The 13,353-nt window shown below is 69.3% G+C and carries 11 protein-coding genes and 1 pseudogene; 5 read left to right on the forward strand and 7 right to left on the reverse strand.

The annotated features are described in order from the left end of the window. Nucleotides 1-47 precede the first annotated feature (47 nt). Nucleotides 48-1,826: a DNA helicase RecQ gene (recQ, locus tag HUU99_RS11655; RefSeq protein ID WP_174286758.1), complete on the reverse strand. Its 1,779-nt coding sequence runs from the start codon at nucleotides 1,824-1,826 to the stop codon at nucleotides 48-50. A gap of 80 nt (nucleotides 1,827-1,906) precedes the next feature. Between recQ and HUU99_RS11660 the strand changes: the two genes are divergently transcribed. Next, nucleotides 1,907-2,821 (forward strand): hypothetical protein, encoded by a 915-nt coding sequence (locus HUU99_RS11660; protein ID WP_174286759.1) that lies wholly within the window; start codon nucleotides 1,907-1,909, stop codon nucleotides 2,819-2,821. Between the two features lie 3 nt (nucleotides 2,822-2,824). Here HUU99_RS11660 and HUU99_RS11665 read toward each other — a convergent pair whose 3' ends face one another. The 4 genes and pseudogenes from HUU99_RS11665 to HUU99_RS11680 all read right to left on the reverse strand — a co-directional run bounded on the left by HUU99_RS11665 (nucleotide 2,825) and on the right by HUU99_RS11680 (nucleotide 6,712). Further along, the gene (locus HUU99_RS11665; protein WP_174286781.1) at nucleotides 2,825-3,283 is read right to left on the reverse strand and encodes a YaiI/YqxD family protein; all 459 of its coding nucleotides are present in this window, start codon (nucleotides 3,281-3,283) and stop codon (nucleotides 2,825-2,827) included. A 137-nt stretch (nucleotides 3,284-3,420) separates the two neighbouring features. Beyond that, nucleotides 3,421-3,552, reverse strand: a pseudogene (locus HUU99_RS11670) (YaiI/YqxD family protein); the annotation flags it as partial. Nucleotides 3,553-3,703: 151 nt separating this feature from the next. Continuing rightward, nucleotides 3,704-5,446, reverse strand: coding sequence for a DEAD/DEAH box helicase (locus HUU99_RS11675; RefSeq protein ID WP_174286760.1), 1,743 nt, complete (start codon nucleotides 5,444-5,446; stop codon nucleotides 3,704-3,706). A gap of 51 nt (nucleotides 5,447-5,497) precedes the next feature. Next, nucleotides 5,498-6,712, reverse strand: coding sequence for an NAD(P)/FAD-dependent oxidoreductase (locus HUU99_RS11680; protein WP_375380087.1), 1,215 nt, complete (start codon nucleotides 6,710-6,712; stop codon nucleotides 5,498-5,500). Between the two features lie 278 nt (nucleotides 6,713-6,990). On the opposite strand from HUU99_RS11680, the gene HUU99_RS11685 reads away from it, so the two are divergent. The 3 genes from HUU99_RS11685 to HUU99_RS11695 are packed head-to-tail and all read left to right on the forward strand — an operon-like array spanning nucleotide 6,991 to nucleotide 9,144. Next, nucleotides 6,991-7,368, forward strand: a complete 378-nt coding sequence (locus HUU99_RS11685; protein WP_174286762.1) for a ribonuclease HI — start codon at nucleotides 6,991-6,993, stop codon at nucleotides 7,366-7,368. Between the two features lie 43 nt (nucleotides 7,369-7,411). Further along, nucleotides 7,412-8,344: an oxygen-dependent tRNA uridine(34) hydroxylase TrhO gene (gene trhO / locus HUU99_RS11690; RefSeq protein WP_174286763.1), complete on the forward strand. Its 933-nt coding sequence runs from the start codon at nucleotides 7,412-7,414 to the stop codon at nucleotides 8,342-8,344. After that, nucleotides 8,341-9,144, forward strand: coding sequence for a TrmH family RNA methyltransferase (locus HUU99_RS11695; RefSeq protein WP_254603143.1), 804 nt, complete (start codon nucleotides 8,341-8,343; stop codon nucleotides 9,142-9,144). The genes trhO and HUU99_RS11695 overlap by 4 nt, the downstream gene beginning before the upstream one ends. A 122-nt stretch (nucleotides 9,145-9,266) precedes the next feature. Here HUU99_RS11695 and HUU99_RS11700 read toward each other — a convergent pair whose 3' ends face one another. Continuing rightward, a complete protein-coding gene (locus HUU99_RS11700; protein WP_174286764.1) occupies nucleotides 9,267-11,309 on the reverse strand; it encodes a S9 family peptidase in 2,043 nt (680 codons plus the stop codon). 79 nt (nucleotides 11,310-11,388) lie between these two features. On the opposite strand from HUU99_RS11700, the gene HUU99_RS11705 reads away from it, so the two are divergent. Next, nucleotides 11,389-12,630, forward strand: a complete 1,242-nt coding sequence (locus HUU99_RS11705; protein WP_174286765.1) for a M20 family metallopeptidase — start codon at nucleotides 11,389-11,391, stop codon at nucleotides 12,628-12,630. Nucleotides 12,631-12,730: 100 nt separating this feature from the next. Here HUU99_RS11705 and HUU99_RS11710 read toward each other — a convergent pair whose 3' ends face one another. After that, the gene (locus tag HUU99_RS11710; RefSeq protein WP_174286766.1) at nucleotides 12,731-13,300 is read right to left on the reverse strand and encodes a hydrolase; all 570 of its coding nucleotides are present in this window, start codon (nucleotides 13,298-13,300) and stop codon (nucleotides 12,731-12,733) included. Nucleotides 13,301-13,353 lie beyond the last annotated feature (53 nt).

Raw genomic sequence — 13,353 nt, forward strand, 5'->3', positions numbered from 1 at the left:
ACCGTTGTGGCTCTGGATCCCGGGACGAACCCGGGATGACGAATCGCTCACCCAGCCTCCCGGATAACCTTCAGAAATGCGTCGCCATAGGCGTCCAGCTTGCGCGCGCCGATCCCCGACAGCACCGCCAGCGCCGCACGGCTGCCCGGCCGCTGCGCCGCCATGTCGCGCAGGACCGAATCGTGGAAGATCACATAGGGCGGCACCCCCGCTTCCTTCGCCAGATCGCGCCGGCATGTGCGCAGCGCCTCGAACAGCGGCCCGTTGTGGGGATCGTCGACGGCATTGTCGGTGCCTGCCCCTCGCCGCCGCGCGGTCCGCTTGGGCGGCACGATCACGCGCACCTCGTCCTCACCCTTCAGGATACCGCGTGCGGCGGGGCCGAATTCGAGCCCGCCATGGTCGTTGGTGCGAAGCGCGTCGCGCAGCAGCAGCGCGCGCGATACCGGCTTGATGAGCGCCGCCTCCTCGGCCCCGGAAGCGATGCCGAACACGCCCAGCGCCTCGTGCCCGTTCATCAGGCTTCGCTCGGTCGACTGGCCGGTCAGGACCTGTTCGATATAGCCGACGCCAAAGCTCTGCCCCGTGCGAAACACCGCGGAGAGGAATTTCCTCGCCACCTCCGTGACGTCGATGGCCCCGGGGGGCGTCAGGCAATTGTCGCAATTGCCGCAATCCTGGCTCAGCGTCTCGCCGAAATGCCGGAGCAGGATTCGGCGGCGGCATCCCGGCGTCTCGACCAGCGATCCCAGGGCGGCGAGCCGCGTCCGCTCGCCCGCCTGGCGTTCGGGTTCGACCTCGCCGATCCGCTGGCGCGCGCGCGCGAAATCCTCCGCGCCCCAGAACAGATGCGCGACCGCAGGATCGCCGTCGCGCCCCGCGCGGCCGGTTTCCTGATAATAGGCCTCGATCGATTTGGGCAGCCCGGCATGGACGACGAAGCGGACGTCGGGCTTGTCGATCCCCATCCCGAACGCGACGGTGGCGCAGATCACCATGTCCTCGCTGGCTACGAACGCCGCCTGGTTGCGCGCGCGGATCGCGGGGTCGAGACCGGCATGATAGGCGCGCGTCGGCCGGCCGGTCTTCGCCAGCGCATCCGCCAGTTTCTCGGTCGCGGCGCGGGTCTGCGCATAGACGATGCCCGGGCCGGGGGTCGCGGCGATCACGTCGGTGATCTGCCGCGTCACCTGGTCGCGGGGGGCAATGGTGTAGCGGATATTGGGCCGGTCGAACCCGGATATGATCAGCCCGTCGGCGGGAATGCCGAGCTGTTGCAGGATATCGGCACGCGTATGCGCGTCCGCGGTCGCGGTCAGCGCGAGGCGGGGGACGTCGGGAAACGCGTCGAGCAGCGGACGGAGCAGCCGGTAGTCGGGGCGGAAGTCATGCCCCCATTCGCTGACGCAGTGCGCCTCGTCGATCGCGAAGAGGCAGAGCGGCGCTTCCGACAGCAACTCGCGGAACGACGCGTTCGAGGCGCGTTCGGGCGCGACATAGAGCAGGTCGAGCGCGCCATTGCGGAACCGCGCGATCGTTTCCGCGCGATTCTCGTCCACCGACGTCAGCGTCGCGGCGCGAATGCCGACCGCGGTCGCCGCACGCAGCTGGTCGTGCATCAGCGCGATCAGCGGGCTGACGACGACGCAGCAGCCCGGCATCATCGTCGCGGGCAGCTGGTAACATAACGACTTGCCTGCGCCCGTCGGCATCACCGCCAGGGTCCGCTTGCCCGCCAGCACACGGTGCACGACATCCGCCTGGACGCCGCGAAACGCCGGGAAGCCGAAGATGCGGTGAAGGTCGGGCAGCGGATCGGGGATCATCGCGTCCGACCTAGGGGCAGCGCTGGGGGAGGTCGAGCCTGGAATCGTCATATTGGCGACGAGCGTGAGGAGAACGGCGGATGTCGACGAAGTGGGCGATGCTGGCATGGGCCGGTCCGGGGTTGCTGCTCGTCGCCGCAGCACCCGCCGAGCGGACGGTCGAGGTGAATACCTTAGTGCCGATCACCGTTCAGGGCGTTCCGGGTCGAATGCGGATCGATCCCGGCGCGCCGGGACATCCGCTGCTGACTCCGGAATATGCGGCGAAGGCAGGATTGAAGGGCGGCGGGATGCTCGGCTTCGACGTCATATATCACGTCGGCAATCAGACCATCCACGGTCGGACACAGACCGCGAAATTCGGGCTGAACGGCGTTTTTCAGAACCAGCGTGTCATCTGGACGGCGCGGCCTTACGCGGCTGGCATCGATGCGGTGATCGGCCCGGCCGGAATACCCGCGTCCATCATAAGGTTCGCGTTGCATCCGGCCCTTCCTAGCGAGCGGACGATCGCGCTGCCGATGGCGGGCGGGACCGGCATGTTCGCCAGCTGGGAATCGTTATCCGGCCAGATCATGGTGGGCGGCGCGCCGATGCGTGTGCGTTTCGATCCGAACCATCCGCTGACGATCGCCAATGCCGGTGCCGCCGAACGTCTGGCGCGCGCGTTTGACGGGCGACTGACGGGCGCGACCGGTTCGGCCGAGATCGCGTTCGGCATCGCCCGACCGGTCCGCGGGATGACGTTGGCGCGGCCGGTAACGATCGGGCCGTTGTCCCTCCCGGCGCTCCACGTCCGCGTCGCGGACGGCAGCATCGCCGCGATCCCCGATGCGAACGCGCCGCCGCCGGACCCGGATGAGATCGTCGTGACGGCCAGACGAAAACATGACCCGAGCAACGACCGGATCACGCTGGGCGCGGACACGCTGGCGCGGTGTTCGGCGATCGTGTTCGACAAGGCGGCGCGGCAGGTCCGGCTGACCTGCGCCTGACGCCTATCGCCGCTTCACCGCCTGAATCGCGGTGTCGAGCGCTGAGAGGAAGCGCGAGCGGTCCTTCGGGCCGAACGGGGCGGGGCCGCCGATGATGTCGCCGCCGGCGCGCAGGTCCGCCATGATCGCGCGCGTCGCGATCGCGCCGCCGATCGACGCCGTGGTGAAGGGCTTGCCGGTCGACGACAGCACGGTCGCGCCCGCCTTCAGGCAGCGGTCCGCCAGCAGGATATCGGCGGTGACGACGATGCTGGCCGGGGTAGCCTGTCCGGCGATCCAGTCGTCCGCGGCGTCGAAGCCGTCGCCGACGACCACGCGTTCGATCAGCGGGTGGTCGGGGATCCGGATGCGCTGATTGGCGACGATCGCGACGGGGACCGCGTACCGCCAGGCGACCTTGTAGATCTCGTCCTTCACCGGGCAGGCGTCGGCGTCGACGAGGATTCGTAAGCGTGGCGTCATCATGCTCCGATCACCCCTGCTGCCACCCCCAAGCTCCACCCCGGCGAGGAAACGGTAATGGTGGCGTCAGCACGCCATTACCAGCTGCATTGCAACTCGGCCCCGGCCTTCGCCGGGGTGGGAGGACAGGCGAGCGGCGGATGGTCGGGGATCCGGATGCGCTGATTGGCGACGATCGCGACGGGGACCGCGTACCGCCAGGCGACCTTGTAGATCTCGTCCTTCACCGGGCAGGCGTCGGCGTCGACGAGGATTCGGGGGGCGGTCATAGATTTCCTGATCGCCCCTTTTACCCCTCCCCGGCGAAGGCCGGGGCCCAGTCGGGAATGCATCGGTACCGAAGGTCTGCGAGCGACAGCATTAACCGTGGCAACGGGCCCCGGCCTTCGCCGGGGGGGATGATTGCGCTACCGCGAAGATTTAGCGCGCGCCCGGGCGTCCGCGATGCGGTTTCGCCTGGTGGCGGGGGGTTTGCCCGCCCCCCCCGGTCGGGCGTACCGACATCACGCGGCGCGGTTCGCGCGGCGGCGCGGCGGCGGCACCCGGACCGCCCTCGGCGGGGACGATCGCGATGCCGCTCTCGTCGTCCGCATCGGGCTTGGCCGTACGCACGATCGACGCGGCGAAACGCGCGGCGGCGGTACGCGGCACCTCGATCATCGTCTCGTTCTGCGCGATGCGGATCGCGCCGATCTCCGCCTTGGTCACGTGACCGCGGCGGCAGATCAGCGGCAGCAGCCAGCGCGGATCGGCGTTCTGGCGGCGGCCGACATCCATCCGGAACCAGACCGTATCGTCGAACCCGGCGCGTGGGCCTGCATTGGTCTGCGAATCGCGTTCGCGGGGTGCCGCGGCACCGGCGTCGATCAGCTCCTCCGCCGACGGCAGCGCCGCACGGTGCAGGTGGACAAGCGCGGCGGCGATGTCCTCAGGGCTTTTCTCCGCCATCAGCCGTTCGGCAAGCGTCCGGTCCTCGTCGTCGATCTCGACCGGCGCGAGCAAGGCGGTGACGAGGCGTTCGCGGTCGTTCGCGCGGATGTCGTCCGCGGTCGGCGCGTTGATCCATTCCGCCGCGATCCGCGCGCCGCGCAGCATGCCCTCGACCCGGCGGCGGCGCGGATAGGGCACGACCAGCACCGCGGTGCCCTTGCGCCCCGCACGACCGGTGCGGCCCGAGCGATGCTGCAACGTCTCGGCATCGCGCGGCAGCTCGACATGGACGACGAGCGACAGCGTGGGCAGATCGATCCCGCGCGCGGCCACATCGGTCGCGACGCACACCCGCGCGCGGCGATCTCGCAGCGCCTGCAACGCCGCGTTGCGCTCGTTCTGGCTATGCTCGCCCGACAAGGCGACCGCGGCGAACCCGCGCTCGACGAGACTCGCGTGCAGATGACGGACATTGTCGCGCGTCGCGCAGAACAGCATCGCGGTCTCCGCCTCGTGGAAACGCAGCAGGTTGATGACCGAATGCTCGATGTCGGACGGCGAGACGGTGACGCATTGATACTGGATGTCGCCATGCCCGCGATCCTCGCCCACCGTCGAGATGCGTACCGCGTCGCGCTGGTAGCGCTTGGCGAGCGCGACGATCGGTCGCGGCATGGTGGCGGAGAAGAGCAAGGTGCGGCGACCGTCGGGGGTGCCGTCGAGGATCTGCTCCAGATCCTCGCGAAAGCCCATGTCGAGCATCTCGTCCGCCTCGTCGAGCACGACGGCGCGTAAGCCAGACAGGTCGAGCGCGCCGCGTTCGAGGTGATCGCGCAGGCGGCCGGGCGTGCCGACGACGATGTGCGCACCGTGCGCCAGGCTGCGGCGCTCCTTCGACGCGTCCATCCCGCCGACGCAGGTCGAGATGCGCGCACCCGCCTTCGCATAGAGCCAGGCCAATTCGCGGCTGACCTGCAACGCCAGTTCGCGCGTCGGTGCAACGACGAGCGCGAGTGGCAGGCGCGCGGGCGGCAACTGGCCGTCGGTCATGAGTTCGTTGGCGAAGGCGAGACCGAACGCGACGGTCTTGCCCGAGCCGGTCTGCGCGGAGACGATCAGGTCGCAGCCGACGGCTTCGGCCTCGATGACCTGCGCCTGGACGGGGGTAAGCGCGCCGTATCCACGCGCGGCGAGCGCTTCCGACAGAAGCGGGGGGATGGTTTCAAATGACATAGATCGTCCAAAGATGGGGCGCGCCGCCACCACGGCAAGGCGCAACCGAGGTCAGAGCGCCTGGCCTGCGGCCCATCCGCTCGCCCACGCCCATTGGAAGTTATAGCCGCCGAGCCACCCCGTGACATCGACCGCTTCGCCGACCGCATACAGGTTTTGCACGCGTTTGGCTTGCATTGTTTGCTGCGACAGTTCCGCGGTCGAGATTCCGCCCGCGGTGACCTCCGCTTTCGCATAGCCTTCGCTGCCATTGGGGGTGAAGGACCAGGCGGACAGCCGGCGTTCCGCCTCCGCCAGCGCGCGGTCGGTCGCGGTGCCGAGCTCGCCCGGGATGGCGAGCCGATCGGCGAGCGTCTCGGCGAGGCGGTCGGACAGGTGCGCGCCCAGGATGCGGCGCAAGGCCGTGCGGGGCCGCGCGCGCTTCTCCGCCGCGAGCCAGCCGGGGGCGGCACCGGGAAGGAAATCGATCGCGACCGATGCGCCGCGTCGCCAATAGGAAGACACTTGCAGGATCGCGGGCCCTGACAGCCCGCGGTGCGTGAACAGTGCCGCCTCGCGAAACGCCGCCTTGCCACAGCGCGCGACGACGTCGGCGGAGACGCCCGACAGCGACCGGAACAAGGTCTCCTCGCCGCCCAGCGTCAGGGGTACGAGTGCGGGGTGCGGCTCGACGACCTTGAGGCCGAACTGACGGGCGAGGTCGTAGGCGAACCCGGTGGCCCCCATCTTCGGGATCGACGGGCCACCGGTCGCGATCACCAGCGCGGGCGCGGTGACGGTGCGGTCGCCGATCTGCACGCCGAACCGCGCATCGGCGTGGGTCACGCCGCGCACCGGCTGACCGAGCGCGAGGTCGACCTTCCCCTTCGCGCATTCGTCGAGCAGCATCGCGATCACCTGCCGCGCGGAGCCGTTGCAGAAGAGCTGCCCGAGCGTCTTTTCGTGCCAGGCGATGCCGTACGCGTCGATGAGCGCGAGGAAATCGGCGGGCGTGTAGCGGCTGAGCGCGGAGCGCGCGAAATGCGGGTTGGCCGACAGATAGCGGTCGGGCGCGGTCGCGCTGTTGGTGAAATTGCACCGCCCGCCGCCGGAGATCAGAATCTTCTTCCCAACCTCGTCGGCGTGATCGACGAGCAGGACCTTGCGGCCACGCTGCCCCGCGACGCTCGCCGCCATCAGCCCGGCGGCCCCCGCCCCGAGGATGATCGCGTCATAGGTCATGGGGTGCCGATAGCAGGTGGCGCGGGGAAGGACAGTGCGCGCCATCGGCTGATCCCCCGTCACCCCGGCCTTGCGTCGGTCCATCGTGCCGCGTGTACGACTGCCGGTGGATTCCGGCACGATGGATGCCCGGACGAGCCCGGCATGACGAAGAGGGAAACGCTCGCCGTTTCACCCCACCCCGGCGAAGGCCGGGGCCCAGCTGCCAAGGTTCATGTGATAGAGCGTATCGCGCTGCCGCCCGCAGCTCGCAACCGGGCCCCGGCCTTCGTCGGCGTGGGGATGGTGGCGGGCGGCGCAGATGCGCGATAACCGGAAGCGCGATGCCCCTCAAACTCTTCTTCGACGGCGGGTGCCGGCCCAATCCGGGGCCGATGGAGACCGCTGTCGTCGCGCGCGGGGTTGGGTATGTCGCGACCGACCTCGGGATCGGCAGCAACGACGAGGCCGAATGGCTGGCCGCGCGACAGGCGCTGGGCGTGGCGCACGACCTCGGCGCGACCGATATCGTGCTGGTCGGCGACTCCGCACGGATCGTGGCGCAGGCGAACGGCGCACGGTGCGGGAGCGAAGTCCTGCGCGCGCACCGCGATTCGTTTCTCGCCGAGATGGCGACCTTCGCCCGCGTCCGCATCCGCCGGATCGCGCGCGCGCGGAACCTGGCGGGACAAGCGCTGGAAGCGCTGCACGGACGCCGCTGACCTCGACCCGTGCGGCGCTTTGCGGTAGCGGCGGTCGCTCGCCATGACCAAGCCAGCCCCCCTCCGCGTCGCCGCGCTGTACCGCTTCGCGCGCTTCCCCGATCCGCACGCGTTGCGCGGGCGGATGGAGGCGATCTGCCGCGCGAACGGCGTGAAGGGCACATTGCTGCTCGCGACCGAAGGGATCAACGGGACGATCGCGGGCGCGCCGCATTCGATCGATGCGGTGCTGGCGCATGTCCGCACGCTGCCCGGCTGCGACACGTTGGAGGTTAAATATGCCGAAGCCGCCGCGGTGCCGTTCCACCGGCTGAAGGTGCGGGTGAAGGCGGAGATCGTGACGATCGGACGAGCGGTCGATCCGCTGGCGGACGCGGGCACCTATGTCGCCCCCGCTGGCTGGAACGCGCTGATCGACGATCCGGACACGGTCGTGATCGATACGCGCAACGCCTATGAAGTGAAGGTCGGCAGCTTCGCCGGCGCGATCGATCCGGGCACGGCGAGTTTTCGCGACTTCCCGGCCTGGGTCGCCGCGCACCGCGAAGACCTGGCGGGGAAGCGGATCGCGATGTTCTGCACCGGCGGCATCCGCTGCGAGAAGGCGACCGCGTACCTGAAGCGCGAGGGTGTCGAGGACGTGTTCCACCTGAAGGGCGGCATCCTGCGCTATCTGGAAGAAATGCCCGAGGCGGAGAGCCGCTGGCAGGGCGAATGCTTCGTGTTCGACGAGCGCGTCGCGGTCGGGCATGCGCTCGCGCCCGGCAGCCACACGCTGTGCCGCGGATGCCGGATGCCGGTTTCGCCCGAAGATCGCGCCTCGCCGCTCTACGAGGAAGGCGTTGCCTGCCCGGCCTGCCATGGCACGCGCGATTCGGTCGCGCGGGCGGGCTATGCCGAACGTCACCGGCAGACGCTGTTGGCCGAAGCGCGCGGCGCGGCGCATGTCGGCGCGACCTATGCTCCACAATCGTGATCCTCGGCGTCGCCGATCCCGACGATCCGCGGATCGCCGCGTACCGCGACATCCGGGAGCGCGACCTCGTCGGGCGGCAGGGGCTGTTCGTGGCGGAGGGACGCGTGGTGCTGGCGATGCTGCTGGCCTCGACGCGGTTCGCCGCGCGGTCGGTGCTGATCGCCGCGCACCGGGTGGCGGCGCTTGCCGACCTGATCGCGCAGGTGCCGGACGACGTACCGGTCTATGCCGCCGACCAGCGCGTGCTCGACGCGATCGCCGGGTTTCCCCTCCACCGCGGCATCCTGGCGATCGGCGAGCGGCGCGAGCCCTTGTCCGCCGATGCGCTGCTGGCGTCGCTGCCCGAGCGGGCCACCGTCGTCGCGCTGAGCGGCATCGCCAACCACGATAATATGGGCGGCATCTTTCGCAACGCCGCCGCGTTCGGCGCGGACGCGGTGGTGATGGACGGCGATTGCTGCGATCCGCTGTACCGCAAGGCGATCCGCGTGTCGGTGGGCGCGGTGCTGAGCGTGCCGTTCGCGGTGGCGTCGGTCGGCGAGGATCTGGTCGGACTGCTCCAGGCGCAAGGCTTCGACGTGCTGGCGCTCGGCCTCACCGGCGAACGGACGCTCGCAGAGGTCGTGCCGGGTCCGCGTATCGCCGCGCTATTCGGGGCGGAGGGGCCGGGGCTACCGGCAGCGATGCTGGCGCGGGCAAATGGGGTGCGGATACCGATGGCGGGGGGGTTCGATTCGCTCAACGTCGCGACGACCAGCGGGATCGTGCTGCATCATTTGATGAACTCGGATCGCCGTTGAACGCCACCCCGGCGAAGGCCGGGGCCCAGTTGCCAGGCGATCGTGGCGGCGCGATGTGCTTCGTTACCAAAACCGGCGCAACTGGGCCCCGGCCTTCGCCGGGGTGGCGTAGTAGACCGGTCCTACTTGGCCTTCCCCGTCCAGCGATCCATCCACCCCAGCACTTCGCCATACCATTGGCGGCTGTTCAGCGGCTTCAGCACCCAGTGATTCTCGTTCGGATTCACCACCAGCCGCGACGGTATCCCCCGCCGCTGCAGCGCGGTGAAGGCGGCGATCCCTTGCGTGTAGGGGATGCGGAAATCTTTCTCGCCGGTGATGACCAGCATCGGCGTCTGCCACTGCGCGACGGTATTGACCGGGTTCCATTTCTCGAACGCCTGCGGGTCCTCGTAATAGGGATGTCCGCCATGTTCCCATTCGTCGAACCACAGCTCCTCGGTCTCGTACGCCATCGCGCGCGCGTCGAAGACGCCGTCATGCTGGACGATGCACTTGAACCGGTCGGCCCATTTGCCCTCGATCCAGTTCATCATATAGCCGCCATAGGACGCACCCAGCGCGCACGCATTGCCCGCGTCGAGCCAGCCGAACTTGTCGGTCGCCGCCTTCAGCCCCGCCTTCAGATCGTCGAGCGGCGCGCCGCCCCAGTCGTTGCTGATCGCGTCGGTGAAGGCCTGACCGTATCCCGTCGACCCGTGGAAATCGACCGCGACCAGCCCGTAGCCCGCGCCGGCGAACACCGCGGGGTTCCAGCGATAGGACCAGCTGTCGTTGCTCGATCCCTGCGGCCCGCCATGCACCATGAACGCGATCGGCACCTTGCCCGAGGCACCGTAGGGCCGGACCGCATAGCCCCAGACCTTGTCGCCCTTCGCGCCTATGAAGCTGAACCGGGTAACGGTCGGCAGATCGATGCCGGCGAGCTTGTCCGCATTGACCGACGTCAGCCTCGTCGATCGTTTGCCGACAGCCACATAGAAATCGTCGGGCGCGACGAGGCTGTTCATCGCATAGACGACACCCTTCGCGGTCGGCACGACGGCATCGACATTGCCTTGCTCCGTCAGCCGCGCGATCTTGCCGCTCGCGGGATCGACCGACCAGATAGGATTGTCCTGCGTGTCCTCGGCGGTGACGTAGACCATCCGCGAATCGAGCGACCATGCGATCGAACCGATCGACCGGTCCCATCCTTGCGTGACCGCACGCACCTGCCCGCTCGCCAAGTCGCGTACCGTCAGCACCTGCCGGTCGGCCTCGAACCCGGCGCGCTTCATCGCGACATAGGCGAGGCTGCGGCCATCGGGGGAGACGGTCGGCAGCGTATCGGTCGCCCTGTTGGCGGCGGTCAGGTCGACCGGCGCGGCGGAGCCGTCCGCGGGTGCCGAGAAGATGTCGAGATTGGTCGACAGCGCCTCGATCCGCCCCGCCTCGCGCAGCGCGAAATAGACCGTGCGGCCGTCCGCGCCCCAGGATATCTCCTCGGCCCCGCCATTGGGCTTCGACGGGGTGTCGCCGACGAGCCCGTGCTCGATCGCGACGCCATCGCCCGGCGCGCCGTCCTTCGTCAGCGGCAGGACGAAGAGCTGCGACCGGGTGCCGTCCGCCCAGGTGTCCCAGTGGCGAACGAACAGCTGGTCATAGGTGCGCGCCTGCCCCGCGTTCGGGTCCTTCTTCGCGAGCGCCGGGGCAAGCGTCGGCGCACCGGGCAGGCGGTCCGCCCAGACGAGCAACTTGTCGCCGGTCGGCGAGACCTTGAACCCGCCGAACCCGCCCTGGAAGCCGGTGAGCTTGCGTAGTGCAGTGCCGTCGATCGCGATCGACCAGACCGCGTCGTCTCCGCCCTTGTCCGACTGGAAATAGACGGTGCGACCGTCATTCGCGAATTGCGGGCTGGTCTCATTGACGTCCGGCTCGGCGGCGAGCTTTTCCGGCTTCGCACCGCGCCGCGTCAGGTCGAGCCGCCACAGGTCGTAGCGGCCCTTATTGGCGGCGAGATCGGTCTCGCGCTGCTGCCAGACGAGCCAATGCCCGTCCTTCGACACCGCGGGCGATCCGACACGCGAGAGCATCGTGACGTCGGCGATGGTGAGCTGGCGCGCCGTGACGGGCGTGGCGGCTGCGGCGAGGGCGAGCACGCTCGCGGTGACTATGTGCTTCATGCGAGCGGTTAAAGCGCAAGCGGTGCCAACTGGCAATCGCCCGCCGATGGGTGCAAATAGCGGGGCGAAGGAGCCCCCCATGGATAGCCTGGACACCGCCGACCGCTGGACCACCGACTGGGCCGCCGCGGGCACGGACGAACTGCCCGACCTGATCGAACTGCGCCGCGCGATCCATGCCGATCCTGAGGTAGGGCTCCACTGCCCGCGCACCACCGAGAAGGCGAAGGCCGCGCTCGCCGGGCTGCCGCTGGAGATCCGCGAGGGGCCGTCGACGACGGGCTTCGTCGCGATCCTGCGCGGCGGGCGGGGTGCGGCCGGGGACAACGGGCGCACCGTACTGCTGCGCGGCGACATGGACGCACTGCCGATGCAGGAGGAGACCGGCCTGCCCTTCGCGTCGCGCAACGCCGGCGCGATGCATGCGTGCGGTCACGATTCGCACACCGCGATGCTGGTCGGCGCGGCGCGGGCATTGTGCGCGCGGGCCGAGACCCTGCCCGGCACGGTCGTCTTCATGTTCCAGCCGGGCGAGGAGGGGCATCACGGCGCGCGTTTCATGATCGACGACGGGCTGCTCGGCGATCCCGCGCCCGACGCCGCGTTCGCGCTCCATATCTCGCCGAATATGCCCGCCGGGCTGGTCGTCGGGCGGCCGGGCGCGATGCTGGCGTCGGCGGATACGCTGCACGCGACGATTACCGGGCGCGGCGGGCATGCCGCGATGCCGCAGGACGGGATCGACCCGATCCCGATCGCGTGCGAGATCGTGACCGCGCTGCAGACGTTCATCGGTCGGCGGATTTCGGTGAGCGACCCCGCGGTGCTGTCGATCACGAAGATCAACGCCGGCTCCGCGCATAACGTCATTCCCGGCGAGGCGACGATGCTCGGCACGCTGCGCACCTTGTCGGAAGACACGCGCGCGACGATGCATGCGGCGTTCCACCGGATCGTCGAGCATGTCGCGCTGGCGCACGGCGCGGTGGGCGAAGCACGGATCGAGACGGGCTATCCGGTCACCGTGAACGACCCGCGCGGCGCGGCCTTGGTCGAACGCGCCGCGATCGCGCTCGGCGGCGAGGACGGCTATCACCGGATGCCCGCGCCGATGATGGGGGCGGAGGATTTCTCCTACGTCCTTCGCCGGATGCCGGGCGCGATCACGTTCATCGGCGTCGCGCCGGACGGCAGCGATCCAGCGACCAACCCGCCGCTGCACAATACGCGGATGACGATCGACGAAGCGGTGATGGCCAAGGGCGTCGCGCTGCATTGCTCGGTCGCGGAGCGGTTTTTGCATGCCGGCTTCGAGGGGTAGGTCCACCACCGTCACCCCGGCCTTGTTGCCGGGGTCCTGAGTCACAAGCGACATCGCCCGCGGCTCTGGATGCCGGGACCAGCCCGGCATGACGAACCGGTCAGGCGTGTTCGAACGCCACGTCCTCCGCCACGACGACGCGTGACAATTGCGGGAAGATATTTGTCACCGCGAACGCGTGCAGGTCGGCCGAGCGCCCCGAACACAGATCCTCGACGATCACGAGATCATAGCCCAGCTCCCAGGCAGAGCGCGCGGTCGATTCGACACCCATGTTCGTCGCGATTCCCGCCAGGACGATCGTCTTCACCCCGCGGCGGCGCAGTTGCAGGTCGATATCGGTGCCGGTGAACGCGCCCCAATGATGCTTCAGCACGACGACGTCGCCGTCCTGGTGCAGCCCCTCGACCAGCGCCATCCACTGCGGCGGTGTCCCGCCCGGCGGGATCGCCATCGGCTGATCGACGTTGCGCGGTGGCCGTTCGGCGTCGTTCCGGAAACCGACATGGACCAGCACCACGGGCGCGCCGGCTTCGCGAAAGCGCGCGGCCATGTCCTTCGCTCCGGCGACGATCTGGTGCGACGGCCTGGGCGCGACGTCCATCGCGACGATCCCCTGCTGGAGATCGATCAGGACGAGCGCGGTGGCGGCTGGATCGAAGACGGGCATGATCGGCACTCCAATGGCAAGTCCGGTCCGAACGATCGCCCGCCCCCCGCGTT

Source organism: Sphingomonas bacterium (genome assembly GCF_903642285.1).
Lineage (GTDB): Bacteria > Pseudomonadota > Alphaproteobacteria > Sphingomonadales > Sphingomonadaceae > Sphingomonas.

What these genes read in the sequence shown, in the direction of transcription:
- recQ (WP_174286758.1), bottom strand. Translation starts at nt 1,826, where the DNA reads ATGATCCCCGATCCGCTGCCCGACCTTCACCGCATCTTCGGCTTCCCG.
- HUU99_RS11675 (WP_174286760.1), bottom strand. Translation starts at nt 5,446, where the DNA reads ATGTCATTTGAAACCATCCCCCCGCTTCTGTCGGAAGCGCTCGCCGCG.
- HUU99_RS11700 (WP_174286764.1), bottom strand. Translation starts at nt 11,309, where the DNA reads ATGAAGCACATAGTCACCGCGAGCGTGCTCGCCCTCGCCGCAGCCGCC.
- HUU99_RS11660 (WP_174286759.1), top strand. Translation starts at nt 1,907, where the DNA reads ATGTCGACGAAGTGGGCGATGCTGGCATGGGCCGGTCCGGGGTTGCTG.
- HUU99_RS11685 (WP_174286762.1), top strand. Translation starts at nt 6,991, where the DNA reads ATGCCCCTCAAACTCTTCTTCGACGGCGGGTGCCGGCCCAATCCGGGG.
- HUU99_RS11680 (WP_375380087.1), bottom strand. Translation starts at nt 6,712, where the DNA reads ATGGCGCGCACTGTCCTTCCCCGCGCCACCTGCTATCGGCACCCCATG.
- HUU99_RS11665 (WP_174286781.1), bottom strand. Translation starts at nt 3,283, where the DNA reads ATGACGCCACGCTTACGAATCCTCGTCGACGCCGACGCCTGCCCGGTG.
- trhO (WP_174286763.1), top strand. Translation starts at nt 7,412, where the DNA reads ATGACCAAGCCAGCCCCCCTCCGCGTCGCCGCGCTGTACCGCTTCGCG.
- HUU99_RS11705 (WP_174286765.1), top strand. Translation starts at nt 11,389, where the DNA reads ATGGATAGCCTGGACACCGCCGACCGCTGGACCACCGACTGGGCCGCC.
- HUU99_RS11710 (WP_174286766.1), bottom strand. Translation starts at nt 13,300, where the DNA reads ATGCCCGTCTTCGATCCAGCCGCCACCGCGCTCGTCCTGATCGATCTC.